The following is a 13,360-nucleotide window of genomic DNA, read 5'->3' as shown; positions in this document are numbered from 1 at the left end:
AGGGATGTCATGACAGACCGCATCGCCGATTTCTTTGCTGCATGGGGCGAAACGGACGCCGCGAAACGCCGCGCGACCATTGCGGCCTGCATGGCCGACAATTTCGTCTATTGCGACCCGCGCAGCCCGGGACACCTCACGACACTGGACACGTTGGTCGACTATGTCGACATGTATGCGCAGATGGCACCCGGCTGGACCGCCGGGGTGATCCAGACGGACGTGCAGAACGGGTTCGCCCGCAGCATCGTGGGATTCGGCGATGGTGGCGATTGGACACAGCACGGCACCTATTTCGCCGCACTGAACGCAACAGGCCAGGTGACGACGCTCGCCGGATTTGCCGGCGCAGGAGGGCTGCAGCAATGACCGCACCTGCTATCGAACTCAAGGGTATTTCCAAGGCGTTCGGGCCCGTTCAGGCCAACAAGGACATCAGCATTCGGGTCATGCCCGGCACGATCCACGGGATCATCGGTGAAAATGGCGCAGGCAAATCGACACTGATGAGCATCCTCTACGGATTTTACAAAGCCGACAAAGGCGAGATTTTCATCGGCGGCACCAAAACGGATATCCCCGACAGCCAGGCCGCCATCGCGGCGGGCATCGGCATGGTGTTCCAGCATTTCAAGCTGGTCGAGAATTTCACCGTTCTGGAAAACATCATCCTCGGGGCAGAGGACAGCGGGCTGTTGCGTCCGTCGCTGTCGCGCGCGCGACGCGAACTCAAGGCGCTGGCGGACGAATACGAACTGAACGTCGACCCCGACGCGATTGTAGAGGATATCGGCGTGGGCATGCAGCAGAGGGTCGAAATCCTCAAGGCGCTGTATAGGCAGGCGGACATTCTGATCCTTGATGAACCGACCGGCGTGCTGACCCCGGCCGAGGCTGATCACCTGTTCCGCATCCTCGAAAACCTGCGCCGCGAGGGCAAGACGATCATCCTGATCACGCATAAACTGCGCGAAATCATGGACATCACCGACACGGTCAGCGTCATGCGCCGTGGCGAGATGACAGCGACTGTCAAAACGGTCGATACCAGCCCGCAGGAACTGGCCGAACTGATGGTCGGGCGCAAGGTGTTGTTGCGGGTGGAAAAAGCCCCTGCCCGACCCGGCGATGTGATTCTGGATGTGCAGAACCTGAACGTGACCGACGCCAAGGGTGTTCACCGGGTCAAGGGCATCAGTTTCAACGTGCGAGCGGGTGAAATCCTGGGGATTGCGGGGGTGGCCGGCAATGGTCAGTCCGAATTGCTGGAGGTTCTGGGCGGCTACGAAAAGGCATCGGGAAAGATCATCGTCAACGGCACACCGATCGACCTGACAGGCCAGAAATCCGACGGACAAAGCAGGCGGCGGCGCGGCATCGCCCATGTTCCCGAGGACCGGCAGGCCGAAGGTCTGATCATGGATTACGCGGCCTGGGAAAACACCGCGTTCGGCTATCACCACGACGCCAGATATCGCAACGGCCTGTTCATGAACAACGCAGCGATCCTGCAAGATACCACCGAAAAGATGGAACGCTTTGACGTGCGCCCCCCGGATCCCAAGCTGGCGGCCAAGAATTTTTCGGGCGGAAACCAGCAAAAGATCGTACTGGCCCGCGAGATAGAGCGTAACCCCGACCTGCTGCTGATCGGTCAGCCCACGCGCGGCGTGGATATCGGCGCGATCGAATTCATCCATCAGCAGATCGTCGCCTTGCGCGATCAGGGCAAGGCCATCCTGCTCGTGTCTGTCGAACTGGAGGAAATCCTCGCGCTGTCCGACCGGATTGCAGTCATGTTCGACGGTCACATCATGGGCGAACGCGACCCCGCGCAGACCGACGAAAAGGAACTGGGCCTGTTGATGGCGGGCATGACCGGAAATCCATCACAGGTCAGCGTGAAAGACATCGAAGAAAACCTGGCACATGCCGGAACGGGAAAGGTCTGATCATGGATGTCATGCCAAAATGGGCCGAGGTCATTCTGGTTCCGCTGATTTCGCTGCTGCTTGCGGCGGTTCTCTCGGCGCTGGTCATCCTGGCCATTGGTGAAAACCCCTGGGATGCCCTGAAACTGATGGTGGATGGCGCGCTGGGGTCGACCTATGGCTGGGGCTATACGCTGTATTACGCGACCAATTTCATCTTTACCGGTCTCGCCGTGGCCATCGCGTTTCACGCGCGCATGTTCAATATCGGTGGTGAAGGTCAGGCCGTCCTGGGCGGTCTGGGCGTCGCCCTCGTGTGTCTGTACATCCCGTTTCCGCATTGGTCGCTGGCATTGATCACGGCCAGCGTCGGTGCGGCGCTGTTCGGGGCTGCCTGGGCCTTTATCCCGGCGATCCTTCAGGCCAAGCGGGGCAGTCACATCGTCATCACGACGATCATGTTCAACTTTATCGCCGCAGCGCTGCTGAACTATCTGCTGGTCGGCGCGCTAAAACCTGCGGGCAGCATGGAACCCGCCACAGGCAAGTTTCCCGAAACCACGCATCTGCCCAGTTTTCAGGACATGTTTTCGTTCGGTGAGGCCACGCTGTTTCGCGGCGCACCGGCGAACATCAGCTTTTTCGTGGCGATTGCGGCCTGTATCGCGCTGTGGGCACTGATCTGGCGCACGCGCTTGGGATACGAGATCCGCGCCTACGGGCATTCGGAATCGGCGGCGAAATACGCGGGCATCAGCCCGACCAAGATCATCGTCGTGTCATTGCTGATTTCGGGCGGTCTGGCCGGGATGATGGCGATCAACAACGTGCAGGGCGAGGCAGAACGTTTGGTGCTGAACGCTGTCGAAGGTGCTGGTTTCATCGGCATCGCCGTGGCGCTGATGGGCCGCAGTCACCCGCTGGGCGTATTTCTGGCCGCGATCCTGTTCGGGTTCCTGTACCAGGGTGGGGCAGAACTGGCGCTGTGGACGTCGATCCCGCGTGAGCTGATTGTCGTCATTCAGGCGCTGGTCATCCTGTTCACCGGTGCGCTGGACAACATGGTGCGGATGCCGCTGGAACGGTTTTTCCTGTCGCGCCGCAAACCGCCCAAGCCTGACGCGAAATCGACGCCTGCCGTGGGGACGAACTGATGGATCTGCTGACACTGCTGCAACTGCTGGATTCGACACTGCGACTGGCAACACCGCTGCTGCTGGCCTGTCTGGCCGGTCTGTTTTCCGAACGCGCGGGCATTTTCGACATCGGGCTAGAGGGCAAGATGCTGGCTGCCGCATTCCTGTCCGCGGCGATTGCTGCCGTCACGGGCAGCGTCTGGCTGGGCCTGCTGGCGGGGATCTTTGCATCTCTGTTGTTGTCCGCGATTCACGGGCTCGCCTCGATCACCTTCCGGGGCAACCAGTTGATTTCAGGGGTCGCCATCAACTTTCTGGCCGCTGGCCTGACGGTCGTCATCGCACAAAGCTGGTTCGCCGAAGGCGGACGCACGCCCCAGCTGGCGGGTGCCGCACGGTTCAATCCGATCACCCTGCCGGGGGCCGAGGCACTGCGCGATGTGCCCGTGCTGGGTCCGATCTATTACGAGCTGATTTCAGGCCATACCATCATCGTCTATCTCGCGCTGCTGATCGTCCCGATCACGGCCTGGGTGCTGTTTTCCACCCGTTTCGGTCTGCGCCTGCGGGCCGTGGGTGAAAATCCGGCGGCGGTCGACACGGCGGGCATCAGCGTCGTCGGTATGCGGTTCGCCGCAGTGGCCATCTGTGGCGTGCTGTGCGGCATTGCAGGCGCCTATCTGGCGACCGCCCTGCAAGCCGGTTTCACCAAGGACATGAGCGCCGGACGTGGCTATATCGCATTGGCCGCGCTGATCTTTGCAAAATGGCGGCCCGTCTATTGTCTGTGGGCCTGCCTGCTGTTCGGTTTCCTGCAAGCGATCGCGCTGCGGTCCGACCTGATCGAACGGGTGTTGCAGTTCAACATCCAGTCGCAGCTACTGGACGCCCTGCCCTATATCCTGACGGTCGTCATTCTGGCTGGTTTCGTCGGAAAGGCGATTCCACCGCGTGCAGGGGGTGAACCCTACGTCAAAGAGCGATAAGGGTAATCTGACAGCCGGGCGCGGTTCCGCGCCCGGTTATCGTTTTCGTGCCACTGTCCGGAACAGACATGCAGATATACCTACCCATCGCCGAAGTGTCGGTCGACGCGTTCCTGTTGCTGGGCCTCGGGGGGCTGGTCGGGTTGCTATCGGGCATGTTCGGTGTAGGCGGTGGGTTTCTGATCACGCCGCTCTTGTTTTTTGTGGGCATTCCCCCGGCTGTCGCGGTTGCGACATCGACAAACCAGATCGTTGCCTCCAGCTTTTCTGCGTTGCTGGCCCATGTGAAACGCAAGACGGTCGATTTCCGCATGGGCACCGTGCTGCTGATCGGCGGCCTGATCGGGTCGTCGCTGGGCCTGGTCGTGTTCAACTACCTGCGCGCACTAGGTCAGGTCGATCTGTTGGTGAACCTGTTCTACGTGGTATTTCTGGGCACCATCGGGTCGCTGATGATGATCGAGAGTCTGAACGCCATGCGCCGGGCGCGTAACCCGTCGGGTCCGCGTCGCGCACGTCGTCAGCACAACTGGGTGCACAAGCTGCCGCTGAAGGTCAAATTCCGGGTATCGGGGTTGTATATTTCGGTCGTGCCGCCGCTGCTGGTCGGCGTGTTCGTCGGCATTTTGTCCGCGATCATGGGCGTGGGTGGCGGTTTCGTGATGGTGCCTGCGATGATCTATCTGCTGGGCATGCCGACCAAGGTGGTGATCGGCACATCGCTATTCCAGATCATCTTCGTGACCTCCTACACGACCATGCTGCACGCCACGACAAACTATACCGTCGACATCGTGCTCGCCCTGCTCTTGATCATCGGCGGCGTGATCGGTGCGCAATTCGGGGCGATCCTGGGGCTTCGGCTCAAGGCCGAACAGCTGCGCATCCTGCTGGCGTTGCTGGTGCTGCTGGTCTGCGGGAAACTGGCGCTGGATTTGCTGCTGCAACCGGCCGAACTTTACTCCGTTAGCGCAGGAGGGGTCTGATGTTCCGCATCATCCTGATCTTGCTTATTTTGACCGGTGCTGCCCGTGCAGAAACCATCGTTCTGGGACTAAGCCAGGATTCCGTTTCGATCACCGCGACCTTTGACGGGGATGATATCCTGATCTTTGGTGCTGTCCGCCGCGACGCACCCGCCCCGACGGACGACGGTGATCTGGGCGTCATCGTCACCGTCGCCGGCCCTGACCAGCGCGTGTCGGTCTATCGCAAGGCCCGCCGCTATGGCATCTGGATCAACACCGACGAGGTCGAGGTCGACAATGCCCCCTCATTCTATGCAGTGGCGACATCCGGCCCCTTGCAAGAGGTGCTGCGAGACACGTCAGACCTGCGCCAAGAGATCACGATCCCTCGCGCGATCCGGTCGGTTGGCGCAACCGTGCAGGACAGCGCCGCATTCACCGAGGCACTGATCCGCATCCGCGAGGCTGATAACCTGTATCAGACCCAGATCAACGGCGTCGATCTGGAACAGGATACGCTGTTCATGGCGTCATTCGCCCTGCCTGCCAATCTGACCGAAGGCGATTATGTGGCGCGTATTTTCCTGACCCGCGACGGTCGCCCTATCGACGAGGCCAGCACCGTCATTCCCGTGCAAAAGGTTGGACTGGAACGATGGCTCTACAACCTCGCGCATTCCGATCCGCTGATCTACGGGATGCTGTCTCTGGTCCTGGCGGCGGCTGCGGGTTGGGCGGCATCGGCCGGATTTGCAGCACTGCGCCGCTAGCTGTCGTCGGTTTCGGCCTGCAAGACCAAAGGCGCAGGTCCGGGTTTCAGATCATCGACCCGCAAGACCGGTTCCGCCGGTTTGCCCAGACGGTTCCGCACGACCCAGCGCAACTGCGTTTCCGCCCGCGTGATGGCAACATAGGCCAGCCGTTTCCACAGCGGCTGGCCAGCCTCGACCCGGCCCATGCGGGACGCCATTTCGATATCGGGAGCAAAGACCTGCACCGTGTCCCACTGACTCCCTTGGGCCTTGTGGATGGTGACAGCGGCCCCGTGCAGGAAGGTCGCCCCCATCTTCGCGGCAAAGGGGATAAAGGGTTCGGCGTCGCCCTCGTGTTCGATCTTGACGATACTGGCCGCCGACATCTGCGGGTCCAGTGCGCCGATCAGGTGCAAACGGCTGAAACCGGGCCGCTTGCCCGGCCCGAGGTAGATGACCTGTGCGCCCTTGATCAGGCCGCGCGCCTCGAGGTCGAGCCGTTTCTTGCGGTGCTTCATCGGTAGTTCGATGCCGTCGCAGATCAGCGGCTCGCCTTCCAGCAGGCTGTCGGGCGGTGCATCAAAGGCCGCGCGAAAGGCGTGGATCAACCTAATGCGCGTCTTGTTCGTCCAGACCAGAACCGGCGACCGCGCCATCAGATCGGATTCGACCCTCTGGGCCATGACCACACGTTCGTCGCGCGCAGCGGCCTCTGCGATCATCCGCTCGAAATGATAGAAATCCAGCATCGGGTCTGCCAGCGCATGCGCCAGATCAAGGATCGGGTTGTCTGCGTCCTGACGATGGATACGGTTCAGCGTCTGCACCCGGCTCTCTGGTAGCGTCTCGAAAACCATGCCACCGCTGGACTGGACCGGCGGCAACTGGGCCGGATCACCGAACAACAGCAAGGTGGGAAAGATCTCGCGTAGATCTTCGAATTGTTTTTGATCCAGCATCGAGGATTCATCGACGAACCCGATATCCAGTGGTTCCTCGCGGCGTTTCCAGCCGGTGATGAAATCACTGCCGCGCAGACCGGCGGCGGCCAGTGCTGCGGGAATGGATTTGTGCAGTTCATAGGACGCGGCGGCGCGGTCCAGAGACAGGTCGGTCAGGCCCTCGATTTCAGGTCGTTCGCCCTGCCCTGCCAGCCATTCGGCCACCCGTTCGTATTCGGGATCATAGACGGGCGTGTACAGGATGCGGTGGATCGTCGTCGCAGGCACGCCACGATTGCGCAAGACGCTGGCGGCCTTGTTCGTCGGTGCCAAGATCGCCAGCGTACGGCGGTTGGGACGCTTTTTGCTCTCGTAGTCGCCTGACACGATATCGACGCCAGCACCCTCCAGCGCGCGATACAGTTCCGCCAGCAACATGGTCTTGCCGCTGCCCGCCTTGCCGATCACGGCCATCACGTCGGATTCGTCCGTTTGCGGCGGTTGCAGCAGGTCGCCATCAAGGTCGATGCCCGCCTGTCGCAGGATAACGGCAACATTGTCCCAGGCTTGCGACTGGTCATCGGAAAAGGTGATCGCGGGGGTATTCATGGCCGCGACACTACCTGCGGTGGCCCGGCCCTGCCAGCGCTAACCGGGCCTGCGCGCCGGGTTCATGCGGTGCCGTGTTCAGTTCCGCAGACGCGCACCGCTGCGGTAGGACCGCAGACGAAAAAGGGCCCGCCAAACCGGCGGACCCTTTGCCTCGTTCTGCAATCCTTACCCGCGCTGTTCGGCGCGTGCATCCTCGACCGTGCGCAGGCCAGCGCGCGGGCTTTGAACCAGAACGGCCATGTTGCCGGGCTTGTGTTCGTTCTTGCGCATCTTGGTGTGGGCGGCGGGGATGTCGTCCCAGCCAAACACCTCTGACATGCACGGATCCAGCCTGCGTTCGATCATCAACTGGTTCGCAGCCGATGCCTGCTTGAGGTTGGCAAAGTGGCTGCCTTGCAGACGTTTCTGGTGCATCCACATGTAGCGCACATCGAATGTCAGGTTATAGCCGGTGGTGCCTGCGCAGATCACGACCATGCCGCCACGTTTGCACACAAAGGTGGACACGGGGAACGTCGCCTCGCCGGGGTGTTCGAACACCATGTCGACGTTCACGCCCTTGCCGGTGATGTCCCAGATCGCCTTGCCGAACTTGCGCGTCTCGGCGAACCATTCCTTGTATTCGGGCGTGTTGACCGTGGGCATCTGGCCCCAGCAGTTGAAATCATTGCGGTTCAGCACGCCCTTTGCACCCAGCGACATGACGAAATCACGTTTGGATTCGTCTGAAATCACGCCGATTGCGTTGGCACCTGCCGTATTGATCAACTGGATCGCATAGGACCCCAGACCGCCCGAGGCCCCCCAGACCAGAACGTTCTGACCGGGCTTCAACTCGTGCGGGTGGTGGCCGAACAGCATTCGGTATGCGGTGGCCAGCGTCAGCGTATAGCAGGCGGCCTCTTCCCATGTCAGATGCTTGGGGCGCAGCATCAGCTGCTGCGATTGCACGCAGGTGAACTGGGCAAAGCTGCCGTCAGGTGTCTCGTAGCCCCAAATGCGCTGGCTTGGGCTGTCCATCGGATCGCCGCCGTTGCAATGTTCGTCGTCGCCGTCGTCCTGATTGCAATGAATCACGACCTCGTCGCCGACTTTCCAGCGTTTCACCTTGTCGCCCACGGCCCAGACGATCCCCGAGGCGTCGGACCCCGCGATGTGATAATCCGCCTTGTGCACGTCGAACGGGCTGAGGGGAATGCCGAGGCCGGCCCAGATCCCGTTGTAGTTGACGCCTGCCGCCATCACCATGACCAGCACTTCGTTGCTGTCAGGCTTGGGCACGTCGACGACTTCGATCTCGAATGCCTTGTCGGGTTCGCCGTGACGCTCGCGCCGGATCGTCCATGCATACATCTGGTCCGGCACATGGCCGAGAGGCGGCAGCTGGCCGACCTCGTAGAGTGTCTTTTCCGCCGCCGCTTCGGTTGCGCTTCGATCTAGGGCCATGTCCGTCTCCATCGCGATGATCCACCAATTCGCTGCACCGCAGTACCGGCGCAGGAATTGTTTATGCGGTTGCAGCGTAACTATGCAACCCCAATATAGCTATTTTTGTAATTTAATTACGTGACGGATTCCTGCGGTTCCTCGGTCGGAAAGTGATGTGCGATGCTGGCGGCATAATATGGCAGGACCTCTTGCCCCGCCGGCGTGATCTCGATGCGGCCACCAATCTCTTGCAACAGGCCGCGACTACCCAGTCGACGCAGCGTATCCTCGACCAGTTCCTCAGCAGACCGGCGGGGCAGCGGCATGTCCTGCTCTGCCAAGGCCGCAAGGCAGTCCCGTGCCCGGCCCAGTAGCGCCTCACGATCCAATCCCGGTGTTTCCAGCAAAAGGCGCGCGACCAGCGGCGTTGCCAGAACAGGAACCACCTGACGCACACGTTCCATCAGTTCGTTGGCAACCGCCTCGGTCGGATCGCCTGTCACCTCTTTTAGAAACAACGACAGCTCCAACGGCTGCCCGAACCCGACGGATGCTGTCCCGAATGTATCAAACCGCCGCGTCAGCCGCGCCCACAGATGCGATGACACGCCGCGCAGCACCGTCGATGCAGGCGGACGAAACCTGCGATTGCCCCTCTTGTGGGCGCGAATCAGAAACTGATCCTCGATGGTGCGGTCATAGTTCAGGCCGACCGGGATAAAGATCACGTCCCGCCCACCGGGTTTGTAATTGGTGACGATATAGCTCAGCAGGCCCAGCTTTGCTGGCCGCACCTCGCCTGTCAAGGACAGGCCGCCCTCGGGGAACATCGCCTGTGTCACACCGTTATCCGTCGCCATCTGCACATAGCGCGCCAGCACCCGGCGATACAGATTGCCCCGCGACCTGCGCCGGATGAAATATGCCCCCAGCGCGCGGATCAGGGCCGACAGCGGCCAGACACGCGCCCATTCGCCCACCGCATAGGACAATGCACCGGCCCTGCTGACCAGATAGGTGACCAGCACATAATCCATGTTCGACCGATGGTTCATGACAAAGATGATGGTCGCGTTTGGGTCGAGCGTTTCAAGTTCCTGACGCGGGAATGTCGCGATCCGCACGCGGTAGAGAGAGTTCGACAGCCAGCGTGCGATCCGCATCCCGAAGCTGAAATAGGCCGTGGCGGAAAACCCCGGCACGATTTCGCGCGCGTATCTCTGCGCCTTTTCAAAGGCGACGTTTTCGGGCGTGTTTTCTTCGCGGGCGTATTCGACGATCGCGGCCGTCACTTCTGGATCATAGATCAGACGCTGGATCATGTCGTGCCGCCGGGCCAGTTTGAACGGCTCGATCGGACGGGCAAGCCGCTGGTTCAGTCGCGCGATGACGCGTTCGGCCCGCTTGCGGAAAAACCAGCGCACCGAAGGGAACAGAAAGTGGGACGCAAAGGTGACCCCGGCAAAAATCAGGATTAGCCCAAAAGCCCAGAATGGTAATGTCACCGGTTGCGTCATGCGCCATTGGTGGCAGGGAATCCGGCTCACGACAATGGGAACACGGTACATGCTGCGACGCGGCATCTTGACGTTGTAGCAAAGTGTCCTCTATTCAGTTCATGACGAAACATTGTTGCGCGATGATCGGAGCCGTGATGACCGAGACCACGAAAGACCGCCCCTGGCTATTCCGGACCTATGCGGGTCATTCCACGGCCAAGGCATCAAATGCGCTGTATCGCGGCAACCTGGCAAAGGGTCAGACGGGCCTGTCCGTCGCATTCGACCTGCCGACCCAGACCGGATACGACAGCGACCATGAATTGAGCCAAGGCGAGGTCGGCAAGGTCGGCGTGCCTGTCTGCCATCTGGGCGACATGCGCGCATTGTTCGACGCTATTCCGCTGGAACAGATGAACACCTCGATGACGATCAACGCGACGGCCCCTTGGTTGCTGGCGCTGTATATCGCGGTCGCCGAAGAACAGGGCGCCGATATCAGCGCGCTGCAGGGGACCGTGCAGAACGACATCATCAAGGAATACTTGTCGCGCGGAACCTACATCTGTCCACCAGAGGCGTCGCTGCGCATGATTACCGATGTGGCGGCCTACACGCGCGCGCATTTGCCGAAATGGAATCCGATGAATATCTGTTCCTATCATTTGCAAGAGGCCGGCGCGACACCAGAAGAGGAATTGTCATTCGCTCTCGCAACCGCAACGGCAGTGCTGGACGATTTGCGCGACAAGGTGTCCGAAGCAGACTTTCCGGAAATGGTCGGGCGAATCTCGTTTTTCGTGAATGCTGGAATCCGGTTCGTGACAGAGTTGTGCAAGATGCGCGCCTTTGTCGAACTGTGGGACGAAATCTGTCGTGACCGCTATGGGGTCGAGGATGCGAAATATCGCAGGTTCCGTTATGGCGTGCAGGTAAACTCACTTGGCCTGACCGAACAGCAGCCCGAAAACAACGTTTATCGGATTCTGATCGAAATGCTGGCCGTGACATTGTCCAAGAACGCCAGGGCGCGCGCTGTCCAATTGCCGGCCTGGAATGAGGCCCTGGGCCTGCCCCGGCCGTGGGACCAGCAGTGGTCGTTGCGGATGCAGCAGATCCTCGCCTATGAAACCGATCTCTTGGAATACGAGGATCTGTTCGACGGAAACCCCGCAATCGAACGCAAGGTCGAAACCCTCAAGCAGGGCGCACGGGCAGAGCTTGCGCAGATCGACGCGATGGGCGGCGCGGTCAAGGCGATCGGCTACATGAAAAACCGTTTGGTCGAAAGCAATGCAGCGCGGATTCGTGGCATCGAAAGCGGTGACACCACAGTCGTCGGCGTGAACAAATGGCAGGCGGGCGAACCGTCACCTCTGACCGCCGGCGAAGACGCGATCATGGTTGCGGATGCCGCGGCAGAGGCGGATCAACTGACGCGGCTGGCGGCCTGGAAACAGGACCGTGACCCTGCCGCTGTGAAAGAAGCTATCGCCGCACTTCGGGCCGCCGCCCGCGATGGCAGCAACATGATGCCGCCGTCGATCCAAGCTGCAAAAGCTGGTGTCACAACCGGCGAATGGGCAGGTATCCTGCGCGAGGTTTTCGGCCAGTTCCGCGGTCCGACGGGGGTCGCGCGTGCGCCTTCCAACCAGACCGAAGGATTGGACGACCTGCGCGCCCGCGTCGATGCGGTGTCATCCACCCTCGGGCGGCGTTTGAAATTCATGATTGGCAAGCCTGGTCTGGATGGTCATTCCAACGGGGCTGAACAGATTGCCGCACGCGCCCGCGATTGTGGAATGGATATCGCCTACGAAGGTATTCGCCTGTCCCCCGACGCACTGGTCGACGCGGCAAAGCAGGACGATCCGCATGTGATCGGACTGTCAATTCTTTCGGGTTCGCACATCCCACTGATTGCGACATTCATGGATAAGATGCGGGAAAACGGCCTGTCCCACATTCCGGTCGTCGCCGGGGGCATTATTCCGGACGAGGACGCAGTGCGGCTATTGGAAATGGGCATCGCAAAAGTCTATACGCCCAAGGATTTCGAATTGAACCGAATAATGGACGATATCGTCACGCTGGTTAATCCCACGGCAGTCGCTGCCGAATAATACAACTTGATTTCGTCCCCTCGTTAATGCGAATGCTCTGCGATACCGCGTTTGGAAAACAAACGTTTGCATAGGAGTGTCTTCATGACCATTAACCTGAACGAAATGTCGCGCAAGGAACTCGAAAAACTGCGCAAGGATGTCGACAAGGCCCTCAAATCCATCGAAGGCCGCGAGTTGAAAATGGCCCAGGAAGCCGCTGCCAAGGCCGCTGCGGAATACGGTTTCACGCTGGCCGACCTGTCGAATTTGCCGGGTGCGAAACGCGCGGCAGCAACGAAATCGGCACCGAAATATCGCAACCCGAACGATGCGACACAAACCTGGACCGGCAAAGGCCGTCAGCCAGACTGGTTCAAGACCGCAATCGCGGCCGGAACTGATCCGTCCACGTTGGAAATCTGATTTTTCAGCGTTGCAACGCGCGTTGGAGATCCTCGTAGGTATAGCCATCGAGGATCTCGCCGCTTGATCCCTTGCGGAAATCGGGTGCAACGGGCAGACAGCCCAGCCCGCACATCAGATGCACGCTGCGGTTACGACCAGACACATACCACAGTCGCCCGCCGGGGGTTGAGACATAGCCGTCCAGATAAAAGTCGGCGTCCCCATCGACGTCCATCAGACTGGGCAATTCGTTGAAATAGCCCGGATCATAGGCCCCGTGCGTGTGATAGGATGCTGTCACCGCCAGATCAGGTGGAAATGGGGCTGAACAGCTATCAATCGTCCCTTTTTCCGGTCGGCTGGCAACCAGATCGCCGTCGGCATTGTAGCCCAGAAATCCACAGTATTCGCGCCGCTCAGCAAAAGACAGCGCTTGCAGGTCGCCAAGGGTGCGTTCGGCCAGGGCCAGCTCATCAAGGTCCTGGGCTGCGAGCGAGGTCAGCGGCAGGCCCATCAAAATGATCTTTAGGATGTGCCGCATCGCTTTTCTTTCGCCCCGGTTTCGACCAATACTAGCGTCAAATTGCAAAGGAAGAA

The 13,360-nt window shown here is 60.4% G+C and carries 12 protein-coding genes; 8 read left to right on the top strand and 4 right to left on the bottom strand.

Going from position 1 to position 13,360, the window contains the following annotated elements:
* The first annotated feature begins 9 nt into the window (after positions 1-9).
* From LGQ03_RS13830 to LGQ03_RS13805, 6 genes are all read left to right on the top strand, one after another.
* On the top strand, positions 10-369 hold the full coding sequence (locus tag LGQ03_RS13830) for a hypothetical protein (protein ID WP_226748870.1): 360 nt from the start codon (positions 10-12) through the stop codon (positions 367-369).
* Positions 366-1,952: an ABC transporter ATP-binding protein gene (locus tag LGQ03_RS13825; RefSeq protein WP_226748869.1), complete on the top strand. Its 1,587-nt coding sequence runs from the start codon at positions 366-368 to the stop codon at positions 1,950-1,952. Before LGQ03_RS13830 ends, LGQ03_RS13825 begins: the two co-directional genes overlap by 4 nt.
* Positions 1,953-1,954: 2 nt before the next feature.
* On the top strand, positions 1,955-3,085 hold the full coding sequence (locus LGQ03_RS13820) for an ABC transporter permease (protein WP_056032359.1): 1,131 nt from the start codon (positions 1,955-1,957) through the stop codon (positions 3,083-3,085).
* The gene (locus tag LGQ03_RS13815) at positions 3,085-4,053 is read left to right on the top strand and encodes an ABC transporter permease (protein ID WP_090158422.1); all 969 of its coding nucleotides are present in this window, start codon (positions 3,085-3,087) and stop codon (positions 4,051-4,053) included. Before LGQ03_RS13820 ends, LGQ03_RS13815 begins: the two co-directional genes overlap by 1 nt.
* 68 nt (positions 4,054-4,121) lie before the next feature.
* Positions 4,122-5,039 carry a sulfite exporter TauE/SafE family protein gene (locus LGQ03_RS13810; RefSeq protein ID WP_090158421.1) on the top strand — a complete coding sequence of 306 codons (918 nt, stop codon included), beginning with the start codon at positions 4,122-4,124 and terminating at the stop codon, positions 5,037-5,039.
* Positions 5,039-5,791: a TIGR02186 family protein gene (locus tag LGQ03_RS13805; RefSeq protein ID WP_090158420.1), complete on the top strand. Its 753-nt coding sequence runs from the start codon at positions 5,039-5,041 to the stop codon at positions 5,789-5,791. The genes LGQ03_RS13810 and LGQ03_RS13805 overlap by 1 nt, the downstream gene beginning before the upstream one ends.
* Here LGQ03_RS13805 and LGQ03_RS13800 read toward each other — a convergent pair.
* The 3 genes from LGQ03_RS13800 to LGQ03_RS13790 all read right to left on the bottom strand — a co-directional run bounded on the left by LGQ03_RS13800 (position 5,788) and on the right by LGQ03_RS13790 (position 10,271).
* Positions 5,788-7,323, bottom strand: a complete 1,536-nt coding sequence (locus tag LGQ03_RS13800; RefSeq protein WP_226748868.1) for an ATP-dependent DNA helicase — start codon at positions 7,321-7,323, stop codon at positions 5,788-5,790. The two genes, LGQ03_RS13805 and LGQ03_RS13800, sit on opposite strands and share 4 nt — an antisense overlap.
* Positions 7,324-7,491: 168 nt before the next feature.
* Positions 7,492-8,772, bottom strand: coding sequence for a crotonyl-CoA carboxylase/reductase (ccrA, locus tag LGQ03_RS13795; protein WP_056033191.1), 1,281 nt, complete (start codon positions 8,770-8,772; stop codon positions 7,492-7,494).
* A gap of 116 nt (positions 8,773-8,888) precedes the next feature.
* Positions 8,889-10,271, bottom strand: coding sequence for a 1-acyl-sn-glycerol-3-phosphate acyltransferase (locus LGQ03_RS13790; RefSeq protein WP_226748867.1), 1,383 nt, complete (start codon positions 10,269-10,271; stop codon positions 8,889-8,891).
* Positions 10,272-10,408: 137 nt separating this feature from the next.
* Between LGQ03_RS13790 and LGQ03_RS13785 the strand changes: the two genes are divergently transcribed.
* Together LGQ03_RS13785 and LGQ03_RS13780 are read left to right on the top strand one after the other, a co-directional pair.
* Complete coding sequence (locus tag LGQ03_RS13785; RefSeq protein ID WP_226748866.1) at positions 10,409-12,376, top strand: protein meaA; 1,968 nt, start codon at positions 10,409-10,411, stop codon at positions 12,374-12,376.
* Between the two features lie 84 nt (positions 12,377-12,460).
* Positions 12,461-12,781 (top strand): H-NS histone family protein, encoded by a 321-nt coding sequence (locus tag LGQ03_RS13780; protein WP_090158417.1) that lies wholly within the window; start codon positions 12,461-12,463, stop codon positions 12,779-12,781.
* Positions 12,782-12,785: 4 nt separating this feature from the next.
* Here the strand turns inward: LGQ03_RS13780 and LGQ03_RS13775 are convergent, their stop codons facing one another.
* Complete coding sequence (locus LGQ03_RS13775) at positions 12,786-13,304, bottom strand: DUF4329 domain-containing protein (RefSeq protein WP_226748865.1); 519 nt, start codon at positions 13,302-13,304, stop codon at positions 12,786-12,788.
* Positions 13,305-13,360 lie beyond the last annotated feature (56 nt).

Source organism: Loktanella gaetbuli (genome assembly GCF_020531945.1).
In the GTDB taxonomy this organism is placed as follows: Bacteria; Pseudomonadota; Alphaproteobacteria; order Rhodobacterales; family Rhodobacteraceae; genus Loktanella; species Loktanella gaetbuli.
Note: the sequence above shows the minus strand (reverse complement) of the source record. Positions and strands in the feature narration are given on the sequence as shown.

Bases quoted from the DNA above. Each gene is read 5' to 3' on its own strand.
- LGQ03_RS13830 (WP_226748870.1), top strand. From the start codon at position 10: ATGACAGACCGCATCGCCGATTTCTTTGCTGCATGGGGCGAAACGGAC.
- LGQ03_RS13825 (WP_226748869.1), top strand. From the start codon at position 366: ATGACCGCACCTGCTATCGAACTCAAGGGTATTTCCAAGGCGTTCGGG.
- LGQ03_RS13820 (WP_056032359.1), top strand. From the start codon at position 1,955: ATGGATGTCATGCCAAAATGGGCCGAGGTCATTCTGGTTCCGCTGATT.
- LGQ03_RS13815 (WP_090158422.1), top strand. From the start codon at position 3,085: ATGGATCTGCTGACACTGCTGCAACTGCTGGATTCGACACTGCGACTG.
- LGQ03_RS13810 (WP_090158421.1), top strand. From the start codon at position 4,122: ATGCAGATATACCTACCCATCGCCGAAGTGTCGGTCGACGCGTTCCTG.
- LGQ03_RS13805 (WP_090158420.1), top strand. From the start codon at position 5,039: ATGTTCCGCATCATCCTGATCTTGCTTATTTTGACCGGTGCTGCCCGT.
- LGQ03_RS13800 (WP_226748868.1), bottom strand. From the start codon at position 7,323: ATGAATACCCCCGCGATCACCTTTTCCGATGACCAGTCGCAAGCCTGG.
- ccrA (WP_056033191.1), bottom strand. From the start codon at position 8,772: ATGGCCCTAGATCGAAGCGCAACCGAAGCGGCGGCGGAAAAGACACTC.
- LGQ03_RS13790 (WP_226748867.1), bottom strand. From the start codon at position 10,271: ATGACGCAACCGGTGACATTACCATTCTGGGCTTTTGGGCTAATCCTG.
- LGQ03_RS13785 (WP_226748866.1), top strand. From the start codon at position 10,409: ATGACCGAGACCACGAAAGACCGCCCCTGGCTATTCCGGACCTATGCG.
- LGQ03_RS13780 (WP_090158417.1), top strand. From the start codon at position 12,461: ATGACCATTAACCTGAACGAAATGTCGCGCAAGGAACTCGAAAAACTG.
- LGQ03_RS13775 (WP_226748865.1), bottom strand. From the start codon at position 13,304: ATGCGGCACATCCTAAAGATCATTTTGATGGGCCTGCCGCTGACCTCG.